Source organism: Nonomuraea sp. NPDC050202, assembly GCF_040656115.1.
In the GTDB taxonomy this organism is placed as follows: Bacteria; Actinomycetota; Actinomycetes; order Streptosporangiales; family Streptosporangiaceae; genus Nonomuraea.
In genome coordinates this window covers 44,670-64,951 of the sequence record NZ_JBFALF010000016.1, presented here as the reverse complement: position 1 = coordinate 64,951, position 20,282 = coordinate 44,670, and the positions used below count along the sequence as shown (strand labels likewise).

The window sequence follows — 20,282 nt, the reverse complement described above, 5'->3', positions numbered from 1 at the left end:
ACTGGGGCCACTGAGCACACCATACGATTACTCTCCGTAATAATCCGCGAACTCGACGTGGTGGCGTGCGTCGGTGTTTCCGCAGGTCAGAGCGGAAGACGTGACACCCTGCGGCCACGGGGCAGAGGGGCAGCGGACGACGGCATTCGAGCGAGGTTCGGGGGAAGGCCATGCCCGGCACCGGGACGCAGGCGTTCTGGATCGACGCCACGCGCGTCGGCACGCAGGAGCACTACGGCGAGCACTTGCGCACCTGGCGGCACGCGTTCGCCGCCGGGGCGGGCGAGCCGGCCGCGGAGGGTGTCACGCTGGATCCCCTGCACTTCGCGCTGGGCGCCTGGGAGGTGGCCAACCGGCCGGTGGCCGACCCTCCGTACGTGCGCCGCCACCCCCGCGTGCTGGACGCCACCTGTCACCGGCCGGAGGAGGCGCCGGGCATGCTGGCCGTGGTGGAGCTGGCCGCTCCCGCGCCGGTCCGGCTGCCTGACGGGTGGGCGCAGTGGCAGCGGCAGGGCGGGGACGAGGGCACGTACGCGGCGCCGCCGTACGAGCGGCCGACCGCGCTGACCACGCTGGAGCTGCGCGTGCCGCTGCCGGTCGACCGGCTGCCGACCCCCACCAGGGCGCGCGCGTCCGGGCTGCCCAACCTCGACGACGCCCAGGCCGCGCTCGAAGCGCTGGTGGACGAGCTGAACGCCGTGGTCACCCCGTTCCTGAGAGAGCTGGAGGCGAGCCGATGAAAGACCGTGACGACGACGAGTTCTTCGCCCCCGTGCTGCGGGAGCCGCCTCCCGCCGACGGCGAGGTGAGCGACACCGGCGTGCCGGGCGTGCACGGCGCGGGCCACGGGCAGTGGGCGCAGGAGCCGCCGCCACCGAACCGGCTGGGCCTGCGCCTGCTGGGGGCCGGTCTGGCGCTGCTCGCCGGGGTGGTGCTGGCCGTGCTGGCGCTGCTCGCCGGCCGGCCGGCGCTGGCCGTCCCGGCTGCCGTGGTGGCGCTGGCCGCCGCCGTCTACCTGGTCGCGTTCGGCGTGCGGCGGTTCCGCTCGAACGGCGGCCCGCCGACCTTCGGCTGAGGTTTCACCCCTTCCACGAGGGTAAACGGCCTGCTGGGGAAGCATGAGAGCGAGGAGCTCCGATGTCCGCGATGTCGTTGATAGACAGGGAATGTGTCCGCCAGTTGCTGGGCTCCCAGCACCCGGACGCCACGCTGGTCTTCGTCCGGGGAGACTGCGTCGTCCTGCCCGCCGCCGAGGTGGACGACGCCCACAAGGGCCTGGTGATCGCCCGGCGTGACGAGGTGATGGCCCAGCTCCCGGACGACGCGCCGACGGACCAGATGCTCGACGACCTGGCCGTCCGGCTGGACAACATCGTCCGCGACCTGGGCGCGTGACGGGTCAGGCGCGTTCGAGGTAGCGCAGCACGGCCGCGACCCGCCGGTCGGTACCGTCGGCGGGTTGCAGGTCGAGCTTGGCGAAGATGCTCCTGATGTGCTTGTGGACGGCCCCGTCGGTGACGAAGAGCCGCTCGGCGATGGCCGAGTTGCCCAGGCCCTCGGCCATCAGAGCCAGCACGTCGCGCTCGCGCGGGCTGAGCCGGTCGAGGCGGTTGTCGGGGCGGCTCCTGGTCAGGAGCTGCGCGACCACCTCCGGGTCGATGGCCGTGCCGCCGCCGGCCACCCGGTGCAGCGCGGCCAGGAACTCCTGGACCCGCCCGACCCGCTCCTTGAGCAGGTAACCCAGGCGGGCGCTGCCGTGGGCGAGCAGGTCGGTGGCGAACGCCTGCTCGACGTACGCCGACAGCACCAGCACGGCCAGCTCCGGCAGCCGCCGCCTGGCCTCGACGGCCGCCCGGATGCCCTCGTCGGTGTGGCCGGGCGGCATGCGGACGTCCACGATCGCGACGTCCGGCCGGTACGCGTCCACGGCGTCGAGGAAACCGGCGGCGTCGGAGGCGGTGGCCACCACGTCCAGCCCCTCCGCGCGCAGCAGCAGCGCGAGGCCCTCGCGCAGCAGCGGGTCGTCCTCGGCGATCACAATCCGCATGGCAGGCTCACCATCAGGGTCGTCGGCCCGCCCGGCGGGCTGACCAGCTCGAACGTGCCGTCATGCGCTTCGGCCCTGCGCCGGATGCCGCCCAGCCCGGTGCCGCCGTCCTCGGCCGCGCCGCCGCGGCCGTCGTCGGTGACCTGGATGCGCAGCCGGTCGCCGGTCCCCCGGACGGTCACGACGGCCCGGCTCGCCCGGCTGTGCCTGGCGACGTTGGTGAGCGCCTCGGCCACCACGTAGTAGGCGGTGGCCTCGACGGACGCCGGGAACCTGCCCGGCACCTCGGCGTCGATCCGGCAGGGCACCGGGCAGGCGGCGGCCAGCCCGCTCAGCGCGCCCGCCAGGCTGCGCTCGGCCAGCACCGGGGGCAGGATGCCGCGCACCACCGCGCGCAGCTCGGCCAGCGCCTGCTCGGCGGCGTTCTGGGCGCGTTCGAGCAGCTCGTCGGCGGTGGCCGGGTCGCGGGTGACGGCGCGGCGAGCCGCGCCCAGCAGGACGTTGACGGCCACGAGCCGGTTCTGGGCGCCGTCGTGCAGCGAGCGCTCGATCCTGCGCAGCTCGATGGCGTGCGCGTCCAGGGCCGCCGCCCGGGTGGCGGTGAGCTGGGCGACACGCAGGGCCAGGTCGGTGCCGGGGCCGGCGGACAGGAACCGGCGCCCCGGCCAGGCCTGCATCTGGGCCAGGCCCGGGATGAAGAGCAGGGCGAGGGCGAGCCAGGCCAGGCTCAGCGGGCTGACGGCGATCGCGCCCGGCCAGGTGTCGGTGCGCCACCCCAGGCCCATGTCGGCCGTTTCGACGGCAGGCAGCAGCCACCAGTACAGCGGGTAGAGCAGGTCGCGCACGGCGGCGAACGGCAGCGTCAGGCCGAGCAGCCCGTACAGCAGGCCGAGCGTGGCGTGCAGCGACATCCAGGCCAGCTCGCGGCGGGCGGCGGGTTGCCCGATGGCGGCCCGCCACTCGCCGGGCACCGGATCGGGCTCGACGAGCTGCGGGCCCCAGCGGGACAGCCGCGCCCGCTCCCTGCCGGCGACCACCCGCAGGCAGCGCAGGGCGAAGGGCAGCAGGCGCAGGCCCACCCCGGACAGGCAGGCGACCGCGACGCCGAGCATCCCGGCCAGGACGATCAGTGCCAGCGCGGCGGTGCCCATGCCGCCGACGAGGTGTTCGAGGCCGTCGAGGGTGGCGCGGGCACGGGCGGCCAGCCGCCGCGTGCGGGCGGGCGTCGCGTCGTGCGTGGGCATCCGCGCCACCTCCTCGGTCTCAGACCCTAGGACAGGAGCGGATTTGTCGTGTGATCGGCGGCGAAAGAGTACAGCCTGCTGTACCCCGGCAGGCGCGTCACGGGCGGTGCGGCGCCTCCGAGGTCACCCACCACAGGGTGCCGAACGGGTCGACCCAGCCGCCCATCTCCGTCCCCTCCTCCTGCTCGGACACCTCCATGACCGGGGTGGCGCCCTTGGCGATGGCGGCGGCGAACGCCCTGGCCGGGTCGGGCAGCGTGACGTACATCTGCGTGCGGGAGGGATCTTCCCCCTCGCGGTACGGCGGCAGGCACTGCGCGCCGTCGGTCCTGGCGTCGGCGAAGTAGATCGTGCTGCTGCCGATGCGCATCTCGCCGTGCACGACCCGCTCCGGGTCACCGTCGAGCGGGATGAGGGTCTTCGCCTGCGCGCCGAAGACGTGCGCGGCGTAGTCGGTGAACTGCTTGGCGCTGTGCACCATGAGGTACGGCGTCACGGTCGTCATCGTTCTCCCTGCTCTTCAAATTTGACTAGTCCACGGCCACGGTAGCCGTGCCTGCCCGCTCTAGTCAAACTTGATCAGTCCGGCGGGGGAAGGGGTTGCGCATTTATCGATCTTGGTGTCGGATGCCGAGCATGCGGGAGAGCGTCGAGGTCGTCATCATCGGATCGGGGCCTGCCGGCCTGACCCTGGCCAACCTGCTCCAGCGGGCCGGGGTCGGCTGCGTGGTGCTGGAGCGGCAGAGCCGCTCGTACGTGGAGCAGCGGCAGCGCGCCGGAGTGCTGGAGCACCACGGCGCCCACGTCTTCGAGGCATGGGGGCTGGCTGACAGCGTGCTGGCCGGCACGTCGAGCGACAGCACGCTGGAGATCCGCCTCGACGGCCGGCCCCGCTTCCTCGACGTCGCCGCCCTGGCCGGCGGCAGGGCCGGGCGGATCGTGCCGCAGCAGGTCCTCGTCGCCCGCCTGATCAGGGCCTTCCTGGAGGGCGGGGGAGATCTGCGCTTCGACGCCGCCGAGGTGACCCCGTACGGCATCGACGGCGCCACGCCGTCCGTCACGTACCGGGACGCGGACGGCGTCGTGCACGAGATCGAGTGCGCGTACGTCGCGGGCTGTGACGGCTTCCACGGCGTCAGCCGCGCCGGCGTGCCGGAGGGCGCGCTGACCACCTACACCTACGACCACGGCGTCGGCTGGCTCACCGTGCTGGCCGACGCGCTCCCGCCGCGCCACCCGCTCTTCGGCATCCATCCGGCCGGCTTCGCGGCCCAGTTCGCGAGGGGGCCCAAGGCCAGCCGCTTCTACCTGGAGTGCGCGCCGGGCGACACCCTCGACGCGTGGGGCGACGAGCGGATCTGGGAGCAGTTACGGCTGCGCCTCGGCGACGCCGCCCTGCCCACGGGGCCGATCACGGAGAAGCTGTTCGTCGAGATGCGCTGCTTCGTCGCCGACCCCATGCGCTACGGCAGGCTCTTCCTCGTCGGCGACGCCGCGCACATCATCACCCCGATGGGCGGCAAGGGCATGAACCTGGCGATCGCCGATGCGGACGTGCTGGCCCGCGGCCTGCGCGCGGCGCTGCGCGAGGGCGACGAGGGGCCGCTCGCCGCCTACTCCGAGACGTGCCTGAAGCGGGTGTGGGACCACCAGGAGTTCTCCCGGTGGATGCACGAGATGATGCACGAGGCCGGGAACGCCGCACAGGCCGGGCCGTTCCGGCGGCAGCTCGCCAGGGCGCGGCTGGAGCGGCTGTTCGCCTCCGACGCCGCCGCCCGCGCGTTCGCCGATCTCATGGCGTGAAACCAGCAGGCGTCGAATGTCCATTTTCTGCTAATATTTCCCCTTCTAGGGCGATGTTGAGCCGAAGGGGCGTATTTTTATGGAAAAAACCTCTGAAGATCAGCCTGATGTGGAAATGTTTGTCCGTAACGAGCTGCAGCGGCTCCGGGACAGCATCGACAATCTTGACGCCGCCCTCGTCCACCTGCTCGCCGAGCGTTTCAAATGCACCCAGGAAGTCGGCCGGTTGAAGGCCGAATACCGGCTTCCGCCGGCGGATCCCGCGCGCGAGGCGGCCCAAATTCGCCGCCTGCGCGCGCTGGCCGAGGAGTCGAAACTCGACCCCGTCTTCGCCGAACGATTCCTGAATTTCATCATCGCCGAGGTCGTCCGGCACCACGAGCTGATCGCCAGCAACCACGCGGCCGCCCGGCGCGGCTGAGGGCCGTTCCCCGGACCTAGACGAGCGCGACCCGCACGCCTGCCGGGTCGTCCCCGGCGAGCGGGACGGCGAAGACCGCCGTGCGACCCCGCGCCCCGTACACCACGAAGCGGGTGCCGTCCTCGTCCCACGACTCCAGCACGTCCGAGGTGAGCTGGGCCGAGGCCGAGCAGTACGCGAGGCTGCGGCGGAGCAGGTGCAGGGAGGCCTCCAGCGGGACGTCCGCCGGCGGCGGGATCGCCAGCGGGCGGCGCACGCGCACCAGCAGGCGGCGCAGCGGGGCGAGCCAGTAGCGGTCCAGCTCGGCCGAGAGCGCCAGCAGGACCGCGGCCTCCAGCGCGATCACGGCGGGGAGGGCAGGGCCTCCCGGCGCCGTCGCCGCGAGGGAGGCGGCGGCCAGCAGCAGGCCCGCGCGGGCGAAGGCACGCGGGTCCACGGGGCGGGAATGCGTGCCCAGGCAGCCGCACGACGAGGTGGGCGCGGCCACGCGGGCATAGGTCAGGTAGGCCAGGAAACCGGCGGACAGCGACGCGGCGGCCACCCCGTCCGCGGGGTGGAGCGGGGGCACCAGCAGCGCGGCGGCCACGGCCAGCTCGGCCAGGCCGACGAGCCGCAGCGCGGGGACCGCGCGCGCCGGGCCGGTCAGGCGGGCCAGGGCGGTCCGCCCGGCCTGTGCCCTCATCCGCCTGCCGAACAGCTTCACCAGGCCGGCCCAGAGCAGGAAGGCGGCTATCACGTACGGCTGCGACGCGGCGATCCCCTGCATGGCACTGCCTCCTTCTAGTGCGGGGAGAAGACCGTGGCGATGTCGACCTCGTTGGTGTCCGGCCGCCAGGCGCCCAGGATCTGCACGTGCTGGCTGACCTTCAGCATCGACAGGTCCGCCGTGGGCGGCGACTCGGAGTGGATGGCCACCGACTTGCCGGCGACGACGTGACACAGCACGTCGTGGCCGTTGTGGTCGAGGCGGATGGTCTGGCCGGTGATGTTCTTGATGTGGCCCTTGATGTTGACGATGTTCAGCCACACCGCCTCGGCGGCCAGCATGCCGTCGGGCATGCGCACGCCTCTGGCGTACAGGCCGTCACCGGGCTTGGCCTGGTCGAACGGGACCGGCCCGAGCTTCCACAGGCTCGTGCCGTCCACGACCCTGATGGTGTGGAAGACCAGGTTCGAGCCCAGGACGAGCAGGGTGTTGTCCTTGATCGAGCGGATCCGGCCCTCGGCGAAGTCCGGGTCGGGGGCGCCCGGCTCCACCTTCTGGGCGGCGAAGGCCGCCTCGGGGCCGAGCGAGCCCAGCGCGGTCGCGGCGACGACGCCGGCGCCCCCGCCGAGCACGGCGGACTTGAGCACGTCCCTTCTGCTGCGCATCGTTCGCCCTCCTAGGCCGTCGAGATCTCCACCGGCCGCAGGCCGGACGAGAGGCTGGCGAGCCGGCTGTAAGCGGCGGGGGTCAGGTCGATCAGGCGGTTGCTCGCGCAGGTCGCGCCGCAGCAGCTCCGCTCGCCGCAGAACAGGTCGGTCTGCGGGCCGCAGTCGGCGATGGCGGTGACGACGCTGGTGCCGGTGCACAGCGCCGTGATGCGGTGGCGGTACCCGCAGGTCCTGCGGGACAGGCTGACGCCGCAGCTGTCGGGGCGGGTGATCGCCCAGCAGGCGTCGGAGGTGTTGGGCCAGGCGTGCTGGAGGTTGCCGGAGTTGCAGGTGCCGCAGGCTCCCTTTCCGGTGCTGCTGCAGGGGCCCCATGCAGTGCCGCAGCAGAACCAGGAGACCTCTCCCTGGACGGGGCCGAGTAAGTCGGCGGGCGGGTCGGTGGCCGTGCTTCGCGCCATGCGCGTCCTCCTTGGGTGGACTCTGGACGATCTCGGCAAGGGGGTTGAAGCTTTCCGACTTGATCTATGAGTACCATGTAAGGATTTTTCGTCAATGGGCGATTTTTCGTGACCTGCACCTCGCTACGGCGCGAGCTGGAAGTGCCAGACGACGATCGCGGGCACGCCTTCGACGGCCGCCCTGGCCGCCTCGGGCGCCAGCTCCACCAGGACCCACGGCCACAGCTCCCACGGCCCCAAGGCGGCCGGCCCGGCCGGCGCGGCGGGCGGGGCCGGCGCCTGCATCGCGGGCTCCTCGCAGCGGCGCACCCGCAGGCCCGCCCTCAGCGCGGCCCGGACGTAGTCGCCGATCGGGTGGTGGTACGTGGCCACGCGCCCGGGCCGGCCGTCCGGCAGGCGCAGGTTCGGGACGATGCCCCGGGCCACCCCCGCCGGATGGATGTCCGCGATCACCACGTGCCCGCCGGGCCGCAGCACCCGGGCGAACTGCGCGAACACCGGGTCCAGCGCGGGCGCGTGGGTCAGCGCCAGCGAGCAGACGACCAGGTCGGCGGTGTCGTCGGCCACCGGGAGGCAGCACAGGTCGCCGAGGCGGAAGTCGCCCTGCGGCACCCGCTCGCGGGCCCGGGCCAGCATCTCGGGCGAGCTGTCCACGCCGAGCACGTGGTGACCGCGCTCGGCCAGCGCCGCGGCGAAGCGGCCCGTGCCGCAGGCCGCGTCCAGGGCGACGCCCTCCGGCAGCCCGTCGATGATCGCGTGCACGAGGGGCTCGTCGTAGTCGAACGCCGAGTTCGGCCCGTCGTACGTCTGCGACCAGATGCGATAGCCCTCCACCGGGTCCACGCGGGCGACCTCGACGCCCGCCTCCGCCAGCGACTCGTCGTCGAGCAGCCGGCGGATCTCGGCGATGCGCTCCTCGACGAACTCGCGGTCGTGCTCTCCGGTGAACGCCCTCATCAGGGCCATGCCTTCGAGGCCCAGCACGTAGGCCAGCGGGTGCTCGTACGTCACCGGCGCACGCTAGCCAAGCACGCCCCGCCGAGGCGAGCGAATTAACCGCAGAACGCGGCCACCGTGGCGGCCAGCACGTCGGCCACCTTGTGCACCGAGGCGATGTCGGCCCACTCGGTGTCGGCGTGGGCGCCGCCGCCGTCGGCGCCGAAGAGCAGGCACGGGATGCCGGCGCGGGCCAGCAGGGCGCAGTCCGTCCAGAAGGGCTCGGCGCGGACGACCGGCGGACGGCCGAGCGCCCGCTCCGCCTCGCGCAGCAGGACGCGCGTGATCGCCGCGTCGGGGTCGGCCTCGAAGGGCTCGCGGTGCAGGCCGGGGCGCAGGCGGTAGCCGAAGCCGGGGACGGTGGCGGCGAGGTGATCGAGGACCCCGATCAGCTCGTCCCGGACGCTCTGCTCGGTCTCGCCGGGGACCGTGCGCCGCTCGATCGTGATCCGGCAGCGGGCCGGATAGGTGGAAGGGCCCTCGCCGCCCTCGATGAGCGAGGCGTGCACGGTGCCGGGCCCCAGCAGCCGGTGCCCGCCGGAGCCGGCCAGCCGCCGGCCGAGCGCCTCCAGCGCCACCAGGAAGTGACCGGCCTTGGCGATCGCGTCCACGCCCAGGTCGGGACGGGAGCCGTGGGCGGCGCGGCCCAGCACCTCCACCTCGAACCAGGCGAAACCCTTGTGCGCCAGCGTCACCTCCAGCAGGCTCGGCTCGGTCACGACGGCGCCGTCGGCGGTGAAGCGCTCCAGCACCTCCTCGGTGCCGAAGCTGGCGTGCTCCTCGTCGGCCACGCAGGCCACGATGACGTCGCCGCGCAGCGGGCCGCCCGCGGTGGCACGGGCGGCGGCGGCCATCATCGCGGCCACGCCGCTCTTCATGTCGAAGGCGCCCCGGCCGTAGATCTTCCCGTCCTCGACGCGCGGGACGAGCGGGTCGCCGTCGTACGTGCCGCAGGCGACGGTGTCGAGGTGACCGTTGAGCATGATCGAGCGCCCGCCGCCGGTGCCGCGGGCCACGGCCACCACGGAGGGGCGGCCGGGCCGCCGCTCCAGGCGGTGGACCTCGAACCCCCGCTCGCCCAGCCACTGCGCGCAGAACGCGGCGGCGGCCGACTCGCCCGCGCCGCCGGGGGAGAGGCCGGGGTTGACGGAGTCGACGGCGATGAGGCGTTCGAGCAGCGGCAGCGGGTCCGGCATGGCGAGCCTCCCGGGGTGAGGGGTCATCCGCCATCATGCCCCCGCAGCCCGCCTCAGAGGGCGTCCGTGTTCTGCGCCGCCTGGTAGACGGCCATGGCCTCGTCGCCGAAGAAGGGGCCGAACATGAAGTTCGGGGCGAAGTTGTAGGTGAAGCTGTTGACGGAGTTCAGCCAGCCGAGGCCGGTGGACTCGTCGAAGCCCTGGAACCAGGGCCCGCCGCTCGACCCGCCGGTCATGTTGCAGCGCAGCCCCTGATCGCGGGTCATGACCGTGTCGTTGAACGCGCGCCCGCTGCAGTAGATCAGTTCGGACCCGTCGAACGGGTCGGCCGCCGGATACCCGAAGGCGAACATCTGCCGCTGCCTGGCCTGGTTGAAGGCGACCCCCTGCCCGCCCACGACGTCGGTCAGCGTCCGCCCGTTCAGCGGCGCCACCACGACGGCGGCCACGTCGAAGTTGATGTCCTCCCTGGCGTTCCACTGCTGGGTGGTGAGCATCGCGCTGGCCACCCAGGTGCCGAACGGGCGCCGCCCGTCGTCGAAGGCCGGGACGAACACCCAGTTCCTGTGCGCGGCCCCGTTCAGCTTCACGCAGTGCCCAGCGGTGATCACGACGCTCTCGTTCGCGCTGGTCACGGCCGAGCCGGAGCACGAGGAGTTGCGGCCGTCGGCGGTGGTGAAGAAGACCCGGCCGGTGGTGCGCACGACCGCGCCGGCGTCCGTCCACTGCAACCCAGGGCTGTTGGGCACCAGGGACCGCCGCGCGGCGGTGACCGGCGTGGTGCCGCCGACCGACCAGGCGGCGCCGCGGGTGGTCCACGGGCTGCGGCGGGTGGTGGTGGCGCCGCGGGTGGCCCACGGGTCGCCCTGGGACGGCCCGCGCGACTGGGTACGCCGCGGCGCGGGCGCGTCGAGGGGTTGTGCCGCGAGCATGCGCCGCGTGGTCCAGTACTGCGAGACGGTCCTGCGCTCCGCCTGCGAATCCGTTGCGGTCCAGCCCGCGGGCCTGGGGTCGAGCCCGTTCGCGGCCCCGGCCTGCGCGGCGCCCGCCGGCACCAGGGCGCCTGCCAGGGCGAGGGCGACGGTGGAGAGCAGGCTGACTCTGCGGTGCATTGCATACCTCCCGAAACCCGGAATCTGCCGTAGGGAGGTACGTAGGGACGGCGCCATCTTCCTCAACGCCTACGCAAACGGATATATCGCCATCACGGGGTGAAGTCGCCATATTGCGCAGCGTCACATGGGGAAAATGGCGTTGCTTTACGCAATTACGGTCCGATATTGACGCTCTTTCACCGGCTCTTTCCCAGTACGGGAAATTCGGATTCGGCGTGGCGTTGTCATCTCGCTCGCGGCAACTGTAAGCATCGTACCGGTCTGGCGACTATGGGTCGCATTCCGAAAGGAACGGTAAATGTTCACCCCAATGAGAAAAATGGCGAAGCCCGCCGCACGCGGCATTCTCGCGGCCGTGCTGGCCGTCACCATGGCGCCGGCGGCGAGCGCGGGCGACAAGGACGACGGCCCCGACCACCACAAGTTCGACCGCGGCTTCGTCGACCACCATCACGATGACGACGGCGGCAGGAACTGCAGGCCGCGTACCTTCTTCCGGATCCACCAGATGTCGCCGCGGAATTTCTTCGTGCCCCGCACCCGCTACATCGACGGCCCCGGCGGTTCGATGACGGTGTCGGTCACGCGCGAGCACGAGGTCACCGCCTTCCTGGAAACGGAGAACGAGGCCGAAAAGGTCATCGACAAGGGCGAAGTGATCTTCAATCTGCGCCGGCTCGGCCTGCCGCACCTCGAGGAGCGGCACATGGTCTACAGCGGGCACGAATACACGCAGGAGATCAGCGACGGCATGTACGGCAACATGTGGTACCGGGTCTTCGGTTACCGCGTGGGCTGGTCGGCCTGGAACGTCCTCGGCACCTGCGAGCGTTTCAAGGTCAGCACGGGCATCGCCAACGTGCCCTCCCGGGTGGAGGGCTGGCGCTACTGGGAGACCAAGCACCCGATGTTCAAGCGCCGCAAGCTGTCACACAAGTAGGAAGAAACCCCAGGTCAGAGGGTTTCGTGGCCGCCTTGCGGGTAGGGTTGCGGGTCAGTCCGGCTGCGCCGGGCGCGCGGCCGTCCGGCGCGCGACCCGAGTCCGTTAAAAGGGGGACATCATGGCCGCGATGCAGCGATATCTGGGTTTCTTCTCGTTCTTCCGGATTCCGGGACCGGAGCCGACTCCGGGCAACGGCGGAGCCGGCGGTGGTCGCGCCCGCAGGCGTCGGCGTCGGCGCCGCTGAGCGAGCGCCGTCCGAGATGTGAGGGTGTTCGTCGGCCCTCACATCTCCCGGTCGGAGGTCAGGAGAAGGAGGCCACCACGATGCCGAGCGTGCGCCCGTTCTGGCCGGAGGCCTTGGCGTCGGTGGAGTTGACCGAGTAGACCAGGGTCCTCGACAGGTCCCGGGTCGCACCGACCCCGGTGGCGTAGCCGTAGCGGGACCCCGTCTTGCCGTACCCCACGATCCCGCCGGGCAGCACCATCCTGCTCATGCCGGAGGTGTAGGTCGCGGGCTGGTTGCCGCACTCGTCGAACATCGTCACGTCCGGAACGGTGAACATGGGCTCGAGCTGGGCCGGCGGCACGACCTGGCCGGCGAACAGCGCCTTGACGAACTTCTCCAGGTCCGCGGCCGTCGAGATCAGGTCGCCCGACGCCCAGGTCGAGGTGACGCTCGTCCTGGTCATGTCGACCACGTGCCCGTCGCCGTAGCGGATGGCGTTCTCGAAGCCCGCGGGCACGCTCTGGTAACCCTGGTGGTGCGGGCCCTTGATGGTGGTCGAGGTGCCGGGCAGGTAGCTGTTCCGCATGCCGACCGGGCGCAGGATCCGGTTCGTCACCTCGTGCTCGTACGCCCGCCCCGTGACCTTCTCGATCAGCAGGCCCGCCACGAACGTGTTGACGTTCAGGTAGTGCTGCCTGGTGCCCGGGGTGAACTCGATGGGGTTGCGCACGGCCTGGGAGACGTACTCCCGCGGGGTCCACTTCTGGAACCTGGTCTCGTAGACGTACTCGAAGCCGCCGGGCAGCTCGGGGGCGGGCAGGCCGCTGGTGTGGTTCAGCAGCTGGCCCACCCGGATCCGCGGGTAGGAGGCGGGCAGCAGGCCGGGCAGGTGGTCCTGGACGGCGTCGCCGAGCGAGAGCCTGCCCTCGGCGACGAGTTGCAGCACGACCGCGGTGGTGAACATCTTGGTCACGCTGCCGGCGCGGAAGCGTACGTGCTCCGCGGCCTCGCGCCGCGTCCTCAGGTCGGCCACTCCGCTCGCGCCACTCCACGAGCCCTTCGTGCCGCCCACCCGGACCACGGCCGCGGTGGCGTCGGCCGCGGGCAGGTCACCGATGGCCTTGCCCAGGGCCGCCTGGTCGATCGGCGGGATCACGGCGTCGGGGTCCGGCTCGACGACGGTGGGCGACGGGCAGGGCCGAGGGGTGGGCGTGGCCGCCTGGGCGGGCGCCGCCACGAGGACGGTGGCCAGGGCGAGGCAGGCGGCTGCGGTCTTCAACAAGGTGATCTCCTCAGTGCTGTGGGAACGACGGCAATCCTGCTGGGCGGCACCCCCGCCGCGGATCGCCGACGCGACCCATCTCTCCTCCCTCCCGCGAGGGAGCCCGCGAATCCCTCGCACCGGCGATGCCCGGCGGCCCTCCACGGGCCGAGGATTTCCGCCATGAACTCCCGCTTCGCCTTCATCGCCGCGCCCCTGCTCACCTTCGCCTACGGGGTGATCCGCATCATCGACGGGTTCGACGGCAGCCGCGGCCCCGGCCTCGCCTGGACCGTCGGCCACCTCGCGTTCATGGCGGCCCTCGTCCTGTTCGCCCAGATCTTCTGGCGCCTGCGCGCCATGGCGGGCCGCGACACCCTGTCCACCGTGAGCGCGGTGGCCGGGACCGCCGGCATCGTGACGCTGCTCGCGCAGTTCGGGATCGACATCGTGGTCGGGTTCATGGCCGCCGACCACGACGGGATGGGCGTGCTCTTCGACCAGGTGCAGAGCGTGCCGGGGGTGTCGCCGGTGGTCTACGACGGCGGCCCGTTCCTGTTCTACCTGGCCCAGCTCGCCCTGGTCCTGCAGCTCGCGGTCATGCGCCGGGTCAAGGCGTGGATGCCCGCGCTGGTGCTGCTCGACCTGGCCCTGCCGTTCATGGACAAGGACCTCATCCCGCTCGGCGCCCTGTGCCTGCTGATCTCGTTCGTGCCGCTCGCGCGCCGGGAACCCGCCCGCCACGCGGTCGCCGTCGCGTGAGACGGAGGGCACAATTGGGGCTTATGTCCGAGTCACGGTTGGTCGCGCGGTTCCGCCGCTGGTACGGCGGCCTGCCCACGACCCTGGTGGACGGCGCGCTCGCGGCGCTGGTGCTGGCCGTGCAGCTCTGGCCGTTCCTGTCCCGTGAGAACCCGCACGGCGGGCCCTGGCACTGGTGGGGATACACCGTGGTGGTGGTCTCCGCCGTGCCGCTGATCTGGCGGCGCCGCGCGCCGGTGATCGTGCTGCTGGCCGTCTGCATCCCCACAGGCTTCTACGACCTGGTGGAGGAGGTGGCCTCGCAGCCCATCTGGTACACGGGCCTGGTGGCCCTCTACACCCTGGCCGCCTACTCCAGCAGGTGGAAGCGGTGGATCGCGTTCGCCGTCACGCTCGGCGGCGGCCTGCTCATCGTCGGCTCGGCCGAGTCCGGGGTGCGCGGGACCGTGCAGTTCGTCGCCGCGTACGCCATCGGCCGCGCGGCCGCCGCCTCCCGCGCCCACGCCGCCGCGCTGGAGGAGCGCGCCGTGCGGCTCGCCCGCGAGCGCGAGATCGAGGCCGAGCGCGCCGCCGAGCGGGAGCGGGCCAGGATCGCCCGCGACATGCACGACATCCTCGCCCACGCGGTCAGCGTCATGGTCGTCCAGGCCGAGGCCGGTCCGGTGGCGGTCACCTCGAACCCGGCCAGGGCCGTGGCCGCCTTCGACGCCATCGCCGGCGCCGGGCGCGACGCCATGGACCAGCTCCGCCGCCTGCTGAAGGTGCTCAAGGAGGAGGAGGGCCCGCGCGGCCCGCAGCCCACCGTCGACGGGCTGCCCGCCCTCGCCGACCAGGTCCGGGCCACCGGGCTGCACGTGACATACTCCACCACGGGCTCGCCCCGGCCGCTGTCACCCGACACCGAGGTGGCCGCGTACCGCATCACCCAGGAAGCCCTCACCAACATCGTCAAGCACGCGGGCGCCACCCGTGCCGGCATCGCTCTCACCTGGCAGGACCACGCACTCATGATCGACATCACCGACGACGGCCGTGGCCGGGACCCCGGGCTCCCGTCGGGCGGCAACGGCCTGATCGGCATCCGGGAGCGCGCCGCCGCGTGCGGCGGCACCGCCGAGCTCGGCCCGCGCGCCGGCGGGCCCGGCTTCCAGGTGCTCGTCCGGCTTCCGCTGGCGGCGTCGTGAGCATCCGCGTCGTGGTGGCGGACGACCAGGAGCTCGTCCGCGCGGGGTTCAGCATGATCCTCGACGCCCAGCCGGACATCGAGGTCGTCGCCGAGGCGGGAGACGGGCTCCAGGCGATCGCCGCCGTCCGCGAGCACCGGCCCGACCTGCTCCTGCTCGACATCCGCATGCCCGTCATGGACGGCATCGAGGCCGCCCGCGCCGTCTGCGCGGACGGGGACTGCCGGGTCCTCATGCTCACCACGTTCGACCTGGACGACTACGTCTACGACGCGCTGCGGGCGGGGGCCAGCGGGTTCCTGCTCAAGGACGTCAGGCGCGACGACCTGGTGCACGCCGTACGGGTGGTCGCGGCCGGCGAGTCGCTGCTCGCCCCCTCGGTCACCACCCGGCTCATCGCCGACTTCACCGCCCGCGCCGCCCCGCGCTCCGTCGCGCCGCCGTCGGAGCGGCTGGCGGTGCTGACCGGGCGGGAGCAGGAGACGCTGCGCATGATGGCCAGGGGGCTGTCCAACGCGGAGATCGCGCGGGAGATGGTGGTCAGCGAGCACACGGTGAAGACGCACGTCAGCAACGTGCTGGCCAAGCTGGGGCTGCGCGATCGGGTGCAGGCGGTGATCGCGGCGTACGAGACGGGGCTGATCGTCCCAGGCGACACCCACTGATTTCGCGGAATTTTCCCGGCGCGCTGATCACCGCTGCCAGCACCGATAAGGCGGAGATCAGCGGGTGCGGATAACCGGGCAATCCGGCTTAGTCGGTGTTTACGCACCATGGCTCACTCTTGTGTCATCGGGACTCTAGGAGATGACATGGACGCGAACGAGCCTCGCACCGGCGGTTGGAGCCAGTTCGGTGACACCCCGCCTGCCGCCGGAGGGTTCACCCGGCCGAACCCGGTGATGCCGCCGCCTCCGCCGCCGAGGCGCGCCGGGTTCATGCTGACCCGCAAGGCGATCGCCGGGCTGGCGCTGGCCGCCGTGGCCGGCCTGTCGGCGGCGGCGCTGGGTGGCGGGGCCGTGGGCGCGTACCTGGCGGGGGCGAACCCGCAGCCCGTGGCGACCACCACCGCGAGCAACCCGAGCCCGGTGTTCCGCACCGCAGCCGACCAGTACACGGTGGCGCAGGTGGCGGAGAAGGTGCAGCCGTCCGTGGTGATGATCCAGGGCCAGACGAGCGAGGGCTCGGGCGTGGTGCTGTCGCAGGACGGATACATCCTGACCAACAACCACGTCGTCTCGGGGCAGAACGGCGGGCTGACGGTCAAGTTCAACGACGGCAAGACGGCCAAGGCGACCGTGGTCGGCACCGACCCGGCCACCGACCTGGCCGTGATCAAGGCCGAGGGCGTGTCGGGGCTGGCCAAGGTGGCGCTCGGCGACAGCGACCAGCTCAAGGTGGGCGACGACGTGCTGGCCATCGGCAGCCCGCTGGGCCTGGACGGCACGGTGACCTCGGGCATCATCAGCGCGCTGGACCGTACCGTGACCTCCGGGAGCGGTCAGCCGGAGCAGCAGCTCCCGCCGGGCTGGGGCGGGCAGGGGCAGCGGCAGGAGGAGACGACCACGCTCGGCGGCATGATCCAGACCGACGCGGCGATCAACCCTGGCAACTCCGGCGGCGCCCTGGTGAACGCGGCGGGAGAGCTGGTCGGCATCAACAGCGCGGTCGCCGCCGACGGCGTCAACCTCGGCTTCGCGATCCCCGTGAACACCGCCAAGCACGTCTCCGAGCAGCTCATCAGCAAGGGCACGGTGAGCCACGCGTTCCTGGGCGTGAGCGTCACCGACGCCAGCGGGGACGTCTCCGGCGCGCTCATCCGGCAGGTGACCAAGGGCAGCCCCGCCGAGAAGGCCGGGCTGCGGCAGGGGGACCTGATCACCAGGATCGGCGAGACGCCGGTCCAGGGCGGGGACACGGTCGTCGGCCAGGTGCGCGGCTACAAGGTCGGCCAGCAGGTCGTCATCACCTACCAGCGTGACGGCGAGGAGAACACCGTCACCGTCACCATGGAGCAGCAGAAGCAGCAGTAGCCCGCGCGCTGCCCATCACCCGAGATCGCCTCCGCCCGTACGGGTGGGGGCGATCTTTGTCTGGGCACTTAGTCCGATCCGAGGCGGAAGATGCGCGGATCGGTGGCGATGAGACCCTCCTCGATCGGCGTAACTCGGGTTACATTCACGTTAATTTGCCCTCTCTTATCCCCCCGAGTAGACGGAAGGAGAGAGGCATGAGTGCGAGAACCGTGATGACAGCCCTGACCGCTGCGGCGATCCTCATGCCGGCAGCCGCCGCACAGGCGGGCGTGGCGGCGCCGCCGCCCGACTCCCAGTTCCAGAAGGTCACGCTCAACGACAACCCGGGCGAGCCCATGGACCTGGCGGTGTTACCCGATTCCAGGGTGCTGCACACGACCAGGAAGGGCGAGGTCTGGCTGCACGACCCGAAGACCGGGCTCAACACGCTGGCCGCCGACCTCGACGTCTACGAGCACGACGAGGACGGGCTGCAGAGCGTCGCACTCAGCCCCGGCTTCGGCAAGGGCTCCAAGAAGGACGACTGGGTCTACCTCTACTACTCGCCCCCGCTGAACACCCCGGTCGACGACCCCGCGACCCCGGACGTCAACGAGGGCGACGCCCCGTTCGCCGGCACGCCGGCGGACTTCGCGCCCTTCAAGGGCCTGATCAGGCTGTCCCGCTTCCGCTGGAGCGGCACGACCATCGACCTGCGCAGCGAGCAGCGCATCCTCGACGTCCCGGTGGACCGGGGCATCTGCTGCCACGTCGGCGGCGACATCGTCTTCGACGCCGCCGGCAACCTCTACCTGTCCACCGGCGACGACACGAACCCGTTCCAGTCCGACGGCTTCACCCCGATCGACGAGCGGGCCGACAGGAACCCGGCCTTCGACGCCCAGCGCAGCGCCGGCAACACCAACGACCTGCGCGGCAAGGTCCTGCGCATCAGCGTGCGCGAGAACGGCTCGTACACGATCCCCAGGGGCAACCTCTTCAGGCCGGGCACGGCGGGCACCCGGCCGGAGATCTACGCGATGGGCCTGCGCAACCTGTTCAGGATCGAGCTGAACCGGCGCACCGGCGAGCTGTACGTCGCCGACTACTCGCCCGACCAGCAGGAGGCCGACCCGGCGCGCGGCCCGGCGGGGCACGGCAAGTGGACGGTGGTCCGTAGGGCGGGCAACTACGGCTGGCCGTACTGCGCGACGGCGCGGCTGCCGTACGTGGACTACGACTTCGCCACCGGCGCCTCGGGCGCCCCGTTCGACTGCGCGGCGCCGGTCAACGAGTCGCCGCGCAACACCGGCCTGCGCCGGCTGCCGCCGGTCGTGCAGCCGGACGTGTGGTACTCGTACGGGCCGTCGCAGGAGTTCCCCGAGCTGGGCACCGGCGGTATCGGCCCGATGGCGGGACCGGCCTACGACTTCGACCCGTCCGACACGCGCGGCCGCACGGCCGTGGGCTGGCCGCGGTACTACGACGGCGTCCCGCTCTTCTACGAGTGGACCCGCGACTACGTCAAGGCGTTCCACGGCAACGGGAGGCGGATCGAGCCCGTGCTGCCCTCGTTCGTCTTCGACAACCCGATGGACCTGGAGTTCGGCCCCGACGGCGCGCTCTACGTCCTCGAGTACGGCGACGGCTTCTTCAGCGAGAACCCGGACGCCCAGCTCGCCCGCATCGACTACATCGGCAACACCGGCAACCACACGCCGATCCCGGTCGCGCAGGCCTCGGCGACGAGCGGCCTGGCCCCGCTCACCGTCAGCTTCACCAGCACCGGCACCAGCGACGCCGACGGCGACCGGATCCGCTACGCGTGGGACTTCGACGCCGACGGCCGGGTGGACTCCCGCAGCCCGAGCGGCACGCACACCTACACGGAGAACGGCATCTACCAGGCCACCCTGCGGGTCACCGACCCCAGCGGCAGGTCGGCGGCCACCTCGGTGCGGATCGTGGTCGGCAACGCCGCGCCGGTCGTCGAGCTGGTGCGGCCGGTGGCCGGCCAGCCGTTCGCCTTCGGTGACCTCGTCGAGTTCGAGGTACGCGTCACCGACGACCAGGCGGTGGACTGCGCGAACGTGACCGTGGACTACATCCTCGGGCACGACGACCACGGCCACCCGCAGACCACGGCCCGCGGCTGCACGGGCTCCATCCAGACCACCGTGCCGAGCGGCCACGACCCGGAGACCGACGAGCTCACCGGCGTCTTCGTGGCCACCTACACCGACCCCGGCACCGGGGGCCTGCCCCCGCTGACGTCCAGCACGCAGGTCGTGCTCGAGCCCACCAGTTAGGAGACACCCTCATGTGTTACGGCTACGGCCCCAGCAGGCGCTCCCTGCTCGCCGCGGGCCTCGGGCTGGGCGCCGCCGCCCTGGCCGCCGCGTCCCCCGCCGCCGCGGCGACACCGCCGCACCACCACGGCGGCAGGGAGCGCGTCCCTCCTGGCCAGATCAGCATCCAGCTCTGGACGGTACGCGACGACCTGGCCCAGAACTACGACACCACCCTCACCTACCTGGCCGAGCTCGGATATCCGAAGGTCGAGCTGGCGCTGGGCTACTTCGGCCGCACGGCGCGGCAGTTACGCGACTTCCTCGACGGGCTCGGCATCGAGGCCAGCTCCAGCCATGACGGCATCAGCCCCGACGACGCCGCCCTGGAGACGAAGATCGAGAACGCGCTGACGCTCGGCCAGACCTACATGGTCGTGCCGTACCTGGCCTCGGACAGCCTGGACGAGTGGAAGGGCTGGGCCGAGCGGATGAACGTCGAGGCGCAGGCCGCCCGCAAGGCCGGGTTGCGCTACGGCTACCACAACCACGCCCACGAGTTCACCACCGACCTCGGCGGCGGGGTGACCCCCTGGGACGTGCTCACCTCCGAGCTCGATCCGCGCCTGGTCCACCTGGAGATCGACATCTACTGGGCGGTCACCGGCGGCGTCGGGCGCGGGGCCAGGGACCCGGTGAAGTTCGCGATCGACGTCATCAGGCGGGCGCCGCAGCGGGTGCTGCAGTACCACGTCAAGGACCGGCACCTGGACGGTGACATGGCCGACCTGGGCACCGGCACGATCGACTTCCGCCGGGTCTTCGACGCCCACCGGGTCAGGGAGTACATCGTGGAGAACGACACCCCCGACGTGACGCCGAGGCAGACGTCGGAGGTCGGCTACCGCTACCTGCGCAAGATCCGGTTCTAGGGGGTCGCCGAACCGTT

22 protein-coding genes are annotated in these 20,282 nt (G+C 72.0%); 12 read left to right on the top strand and 10 right to left on the bottom strand.

Translation table 11 applies throughout. The features are described from left to right. The first annotated feature begins 170 nt into the window (after positions 1-170). The 3 genes from AB0I79_RS34360 to AB0I79_RS34350 all read left to right on the top strand — a co-directional run bounded on the left by AB0I79_RS34360 (position 171) and on the right by AB0I79_RS34350 (position 1,395). Positions 171-740: a hypothetical protein gene (locus tag AB0I79_RS34360; protein WP_357882112.1), complete on the top strand. Its 570-nt coding sequence runs from the start codon at positions 171-173 to the stop codon at positions 738-740. Beyond that, complete coding sequence (locus AB0I79_RS34355) at positions 737-1,075, top strand: hypothetical protein (protein ID WP_357882109.1); 339 nt, start codon at positions 737-739, stop codon at positions 1,073-1,075. Before AB0I79_RS34360 ends, AB0I79_RS34355 begins: the two co-directional genes overlap by 4 nt. A 71-nt stretch (positions 1,076-1,146) precedes the next feature. Further along, positions 1,147-1,395, top strand: coding sequence for a hypothetical protein (locus tag AB0I79_RS34350; RefSeq protein WP_357882106.1), 249 nt, complete (start codon positions 1,147-1,149; stop codon positions 1,393-1,395). 4 nt (positions 1,396-1,399) lie between these two features. Here AB0I79_RS34350 and AB0I79_RS34345 read toward each other — a convergent pair whose 3' ends face one another. The 3 genes from AB0I79_RS34345 to AB0I79_RS34335 all read right to left on the bottom strand — a co-directional run bounded on the left by AB0I79_RS34345 (position 1,400) and on the right by AB0I79_RS34335 (position 3,796). Further along, on the bottom strand, positions 1,400-2,047 hold the full coding sequence (locus AB0I79_RS34345; protein ID WP_357882103.1) for a response regulator transcription factor: 648 nt from the start codon (positions 2,045-2,047) through the stop codon (positions 1,400-1,402). After that, positions 2,035-3,291 (bottom strand): sensor domain-containing protein, encoded by a 1,257-nt coding sequence (locus AB0I79_RS34340; protein WP_357882100.1) that lies wholly within the window; start codon positions 3,289-3,291, stop codon positions 2,035-2,037. Before AB0I79_RS34340 ends, AB0I79_RS34345 begins: the two co-directional genes overlap by 13 nt. A 97-nt stretch (positions 3,292-3,388) precedes the next feature. Continuing rightward, positions 3,389-3,796, bottom strand: a complete 408-nt coding sequence (locus AB0I79_RS34335) for a hypothetical protein (protein WP_357882097.1) — start codon at positions 3,794-3,796, stop codon at positions 3,389-3,391. Between the two features lie 122 nt (positions 3,797-3,918). On the opposite strand from AB0I79_RS34335, the gene AB0I79_RS34330 reads away from it, so the two are divergent. Together AB0I79_RS34330 and AB0I79_RS34325 are read left to right on the top strand one after the other, a co-directional pair. Next, on the top strand, positions 3,919-5,094 hold the full coding sequence (locus AB0I79_RS34330; RefSeq protein WP_357882094.1) for a 4-hydroxybenzoate 3-monooxygenase: 1,176 nt from the start codon (positions 3,919-3,921) through the stop codon (positions 5,092-5,094). 79 nt (positions 5,095-5,173) lie between these two features. Beyond that, positions 5,174-5,515: a chorismate mutase gene (locus AB0I79_RS34325; protein ID WP_357882091.1), complete on the top strand. Its 342-nt coding sequence runs from the start codon at positions 5,174-5,176 to the stop codon at positions 5,513-5,515. Positions 5,516-5,531: 16 nt separating this feature from the next. Here AB0I79_RS34325 and AB0I79_RS34320 read toward each other — a convergent pair whose 3' ends face one another. From AB0I79_RS34320 to AB0I79_RS34295, 6 genes are all read right to left on the bottom strand, one after another. Then, positions 5,532-6,281 (bottom strand): MauE/DoxX family redox-associated membrane protein, encoded by a 750-nt coding sequence (locus AB0I79_RS34320; RefSeq protein WP_357882088.1) that lies wholly within the window; start codon positions 6,279-6,281, stop codon positions 5,532-5,534. Positions 6,282-6,295: 14 nt separating this feature from the next. Further along, the gene (locus tag AB0I79_RS34315) at positions 6,296-6,886 is read right to left on the bottom strand and encodes a cell wall protein (protein WP_357882085.1); all 591 of its coding nucleotides are present in this window, start codon (positions 6,884-6,886) and stop codon (positions 6,296-6,298) included. Between the two features lie 11 nt (positions 6,887-6,897). Further along, complete coding sequence (locus AB0I79_RS34310) at positions 6,898-7,347, bottom strand: hypothetical protein (protein ID WP_357882082.1); 450 nt, start codon at positions 7,345-7,347, stop codon at positions 6,898-6,900. A 123-nt stretch (positions 7,348-7,470) separates the two neighbouring features. Next, on the bottom strand, positions 7,471-8,358 hold the full coding sequence (locus AB0I79_RS34305; protein ID WP_357882079.1) for a methyltransferase domain-containing protein: 888 nt from the start codon (positions 8,356-8,358) through the stop codon (positions 7,471-7,473). A 41-nt stretch (positions 8,359-8,399) separates the two neighbouring features. Then, positions 8,400-9,539 carry an ArgE/DapE family deacylase gene (locus AB0I79_RS34300; RefSeq protein WP_357882076.1) on the bottom strand — a complete coding sequence of 380 codons (1,140 nt, stop codon included), beginning with the start codon at positions 9,537-9,539 and terminating at the stop codon, positions 8,400-8,402. Positions 9,540-9,592: 53 nt separating this feature from the next. Beyond that, on the bottom strand, positions 9,593-10,651 hold the full coding sequence (locus tag AB0I79_RS34295; RefSeq protein WP_357882073.1) for a peptidase: 1,059 nt from the start codon (positions 10,649-10,651) through the stop codon (positions 9,593-9,595). Between the two features lie 322 nt (positions 10,652-10,973). On the opposite strand from AB0I79_RS34295, the gene AB0I79_RS34290 reads away from it, so the two are divergent. Further along, positions 10,974-11,594, top strand: coding sequence for a hypothetical protein (locus AB0I79_RS34290; RefSeq protein WP_357882069.1), 621 nt, complete (start codon positions 10,974-10,976; stop codon positions 11,592-11,594). Between the two features lie 305 nt (positions 11,595-11,899). Here the strand turns inward: AB0I79_RS34290 and AB0I79_RS34285 are convergent, their stop codons facing one another. After that, complete coding sequence (locus AB0I79_RS34285) at positions 11,900-13,105, bottom strand: serine hydrolase domain-containing protein (RefSeq protein WP_357882066.1); 1,206 nt, start codon at positions 13,103-13,105, stop codon at positions 11,900-11,902. A gap of 162 nt (positions 13,106-13,267) precedes the next feature. On the opposite strand from AB0I79_RS34285, the gene AB0I79_RS34280 reads away from it, so the two are divergent. From AB0I79_RS34280 to AB0I79_RS34255, 6 genes are all read left to right on the top strand, one after another. Continuing rightward, entirely contained in the window at positions 13,268-13,846 is a 579-nt protein-coding gene (locus AB0I79_RS34280; protein ID WP_357882063.1) for a hypothetical protein, read from the top strand. A 23-nt stretch (positions 13,847-13,869) separates the two neighbouring features. Continuing rightward, positions 13,870-15,030 (top strand): histidine kinase, encoded by a 1,161-nt coding sequence (locus AB0I79_RS34275; protein ID WP_357882060.1) that lies wholly within the window; start codon positions 13,870-13,872, stop codon positions 15,028-15,030. Further along, the gene (locus AB0I79_RS34270; protein ID WP_357882057.1) at positions 15,027-15,695 is read left to right on the top strand and encodes a response regulator transcription factor; all 669 of its coding nucleotides are present in this window, start codon (positions 15,027-15,029) and stop codon (positions 15,693-15,695) included. The genes AB0I79_RS34275 and AB0I79_RS34270 overlap by 4 nt, the downstream gene beginning before the upstream one ends. 147 nt (positions 15,696-15,842) lie before the next feature. Next, positions 15,843-17,063: a trypsin-like peptidase domain-containing protein gene (locus AB0I79_RS34265; RefSeq protein ID WP_357882055.1), complete on the top strand. Its 1,221-nt coding sequence runs from the start codon at positions 15,843-15,845 to the stop codon at positions 17,061-17,063. Between the two features lie 197 nt (positions 17,064-17,260). Continuing rightward, on the top strand, positions 17,261-19,354 hold the full coding sequence (locus AB0I79_RS34260) for a PQQ-dependent sugar dehydrogenase (protein ID WP_357882052.1): 2,094 nt from the start codon (positions 17,261-17,263) through the stop codon (positions 19,352-19,354). A gap of 11 nt (positions 19,355-19,365) precedes the next feature. After that, positions 19,366-20,265, top strand: coding sequence for a sugar phosphate isomerase/epimerase (locus tag AB0I79_RS34255; protein ID WP_357882049.1), 900 nt, complete (start codon positions 19,366-19,368; stop codon positions 20,263-20,265). Positions 20,266-20,282: the final 17 nt, after the last annotated feature.

What these genes read in the sequence shown, in the direction of transcription:
- AB0I79_RS34290 (WP_357882069.1), top strand. Translation starts at nt 10,974, where the DNA reads ATGGCGAAGCCCGCCGCACGCGGCATTCTCGCGGCCGTGCTGGCCGTC.
- AB0I79_RS34255 (WP_357882049.1), top strand. Translation starts at nt 19,366, where the DNA reads ATGTGTTACGGCTACGGCCCCAGCAGGCGCTCCCTGCTCGCCGCGGGC.
- AB0I79_RS34260 (WP_357882052.1), top strand. Translation starts at nt 17,261, where the DNA reads ATGAGTGCGAGAACCGTGATGACAGCCCTGACCGCTGCGGCGATCCTC.
- AB0I79_RS34335 (WP_357882097.1), bottom strand. Translation starts at nt 3,796, where the DNA reads ATGACGACCGTGACGCCGTACCTCATGGTGCACAGCGCCAAGCAGTTC.
- AB0I79_RS34265 (WP_357882055.1), top strand. Translation starts at nt 15,843, where the DNA reads ATGGACGCGAACGAGCCTCGCACCGGCGGTTGGAGCCAGTTCGGTGAC.
- AB0I79_RS34345 (WP_357882103.1), bottom strand. Translation starts at nt 2,047, where the DNA reads ATGCGGATTGTGATCGCCGAGGACGACCCGCTGCTGCGCGAGGGCCTC.
- AB0I79_RS34325 (WP_357882091.1), top strand. Translation starts at nt 5,174, where the DNA reads ATGGAAAAAACCTCTGAAGATCAGCCTGATGTGGAAATGTTTGTCCGT.
- AB0I79_RS34360 (WP_357882112.1), top strand. Translation starts at nt 171, where the DNA reads ATGCCCGGCACCGGGACGCAGGCGTTCTGGATCGACGCCACGCGCGTC.
- AB0I79_RS34350 (WP_357882106.1), top strand. Translation starts at nt 1,147, where the DNA reads ATGTCGTTGATAGACAGGGAATGTGTCCGCCAGTTGCTGGGCTCCCAG.
- AB0I79_RS34295 (WP_357882073.1), bottom strand. Translation starts at nt 10,651, where the DNA reads ATGCACCGCAGAGTCAGCCTGCTCTCCACCGTCGCCCTCGCCCTGGCA.
- AB0I79_RS34330 (WP_357882094.1), top strand. Translation starts at nt 3,919, where the DNA reads ATGCCGAGCATGCGGGAGAGCGTCGAGGTCGTCATCATCGGATCGGGG.
- AB0I79_RS34320 (WP_357882088.1), bottom strand. Translation starts at nt 6,281, where the DNA reads ATGCAGGGGATCGCCGCGTCGCAGCCGTACGTGATAGCCGCCTTCCTG.
- AB0I79_RS34340 (WP_357882100.1), bottom strand. Translation starts at nt 3,291, where the DNA reads ATGCCCACGCACGACGCGACGCCCGCCCGCACGCGGCGGCTGGCCGCC.
- AB0I79_RS34275 (WP_357882060.1), top strand. Translation starts at nt 13,870, where the DNA reads ATGTCCGAGTCACGGTTGGTCGCGCGGTTCCGCCGCTGGTACGGCGGC.
- AB0I79_RS34315 (WP_357882085.1), bottom strand. Translation starts at nt 6,886, where the DNA reads ATGCGCAGCAGAAGGGACGTGCTCAAGTCCGCCGTGCTCGGCGGGGGC.
- AB0I79_RS34310 (WP_357882082.1), bottom strand. Translation starts at nt 7,347, where the DNA reads ATGGCGCGAAGCACGGCCACCGACCCGCCCGCCGACTTACTCGGCCCC.
- AB0I79_RS34280 (WP_357882063.1), top strand. Translation starts at nt 13,268, where the DNA reads ATGAACTCCCGCTTCGCCTTCATCGCCGCGCCCCTGCTCACCTTCGCC.
- AB0I79_RS34300 (WP_357882076.1), bottom strand. Translation starts at nt 9,539, where the DNA reads ATGCCGGACCCGCTGCCGCTGCTCGAACGCCTCATCGCCGTCGACTCC.
- AB0I79_RS34355 (WP_357882109.1), top strand. Translation starts at nt 737, where the DNA reads ATGAAAGACCGTGACGACGACGAGTTCTTCGCCCCCGTGCTGCGGGAG.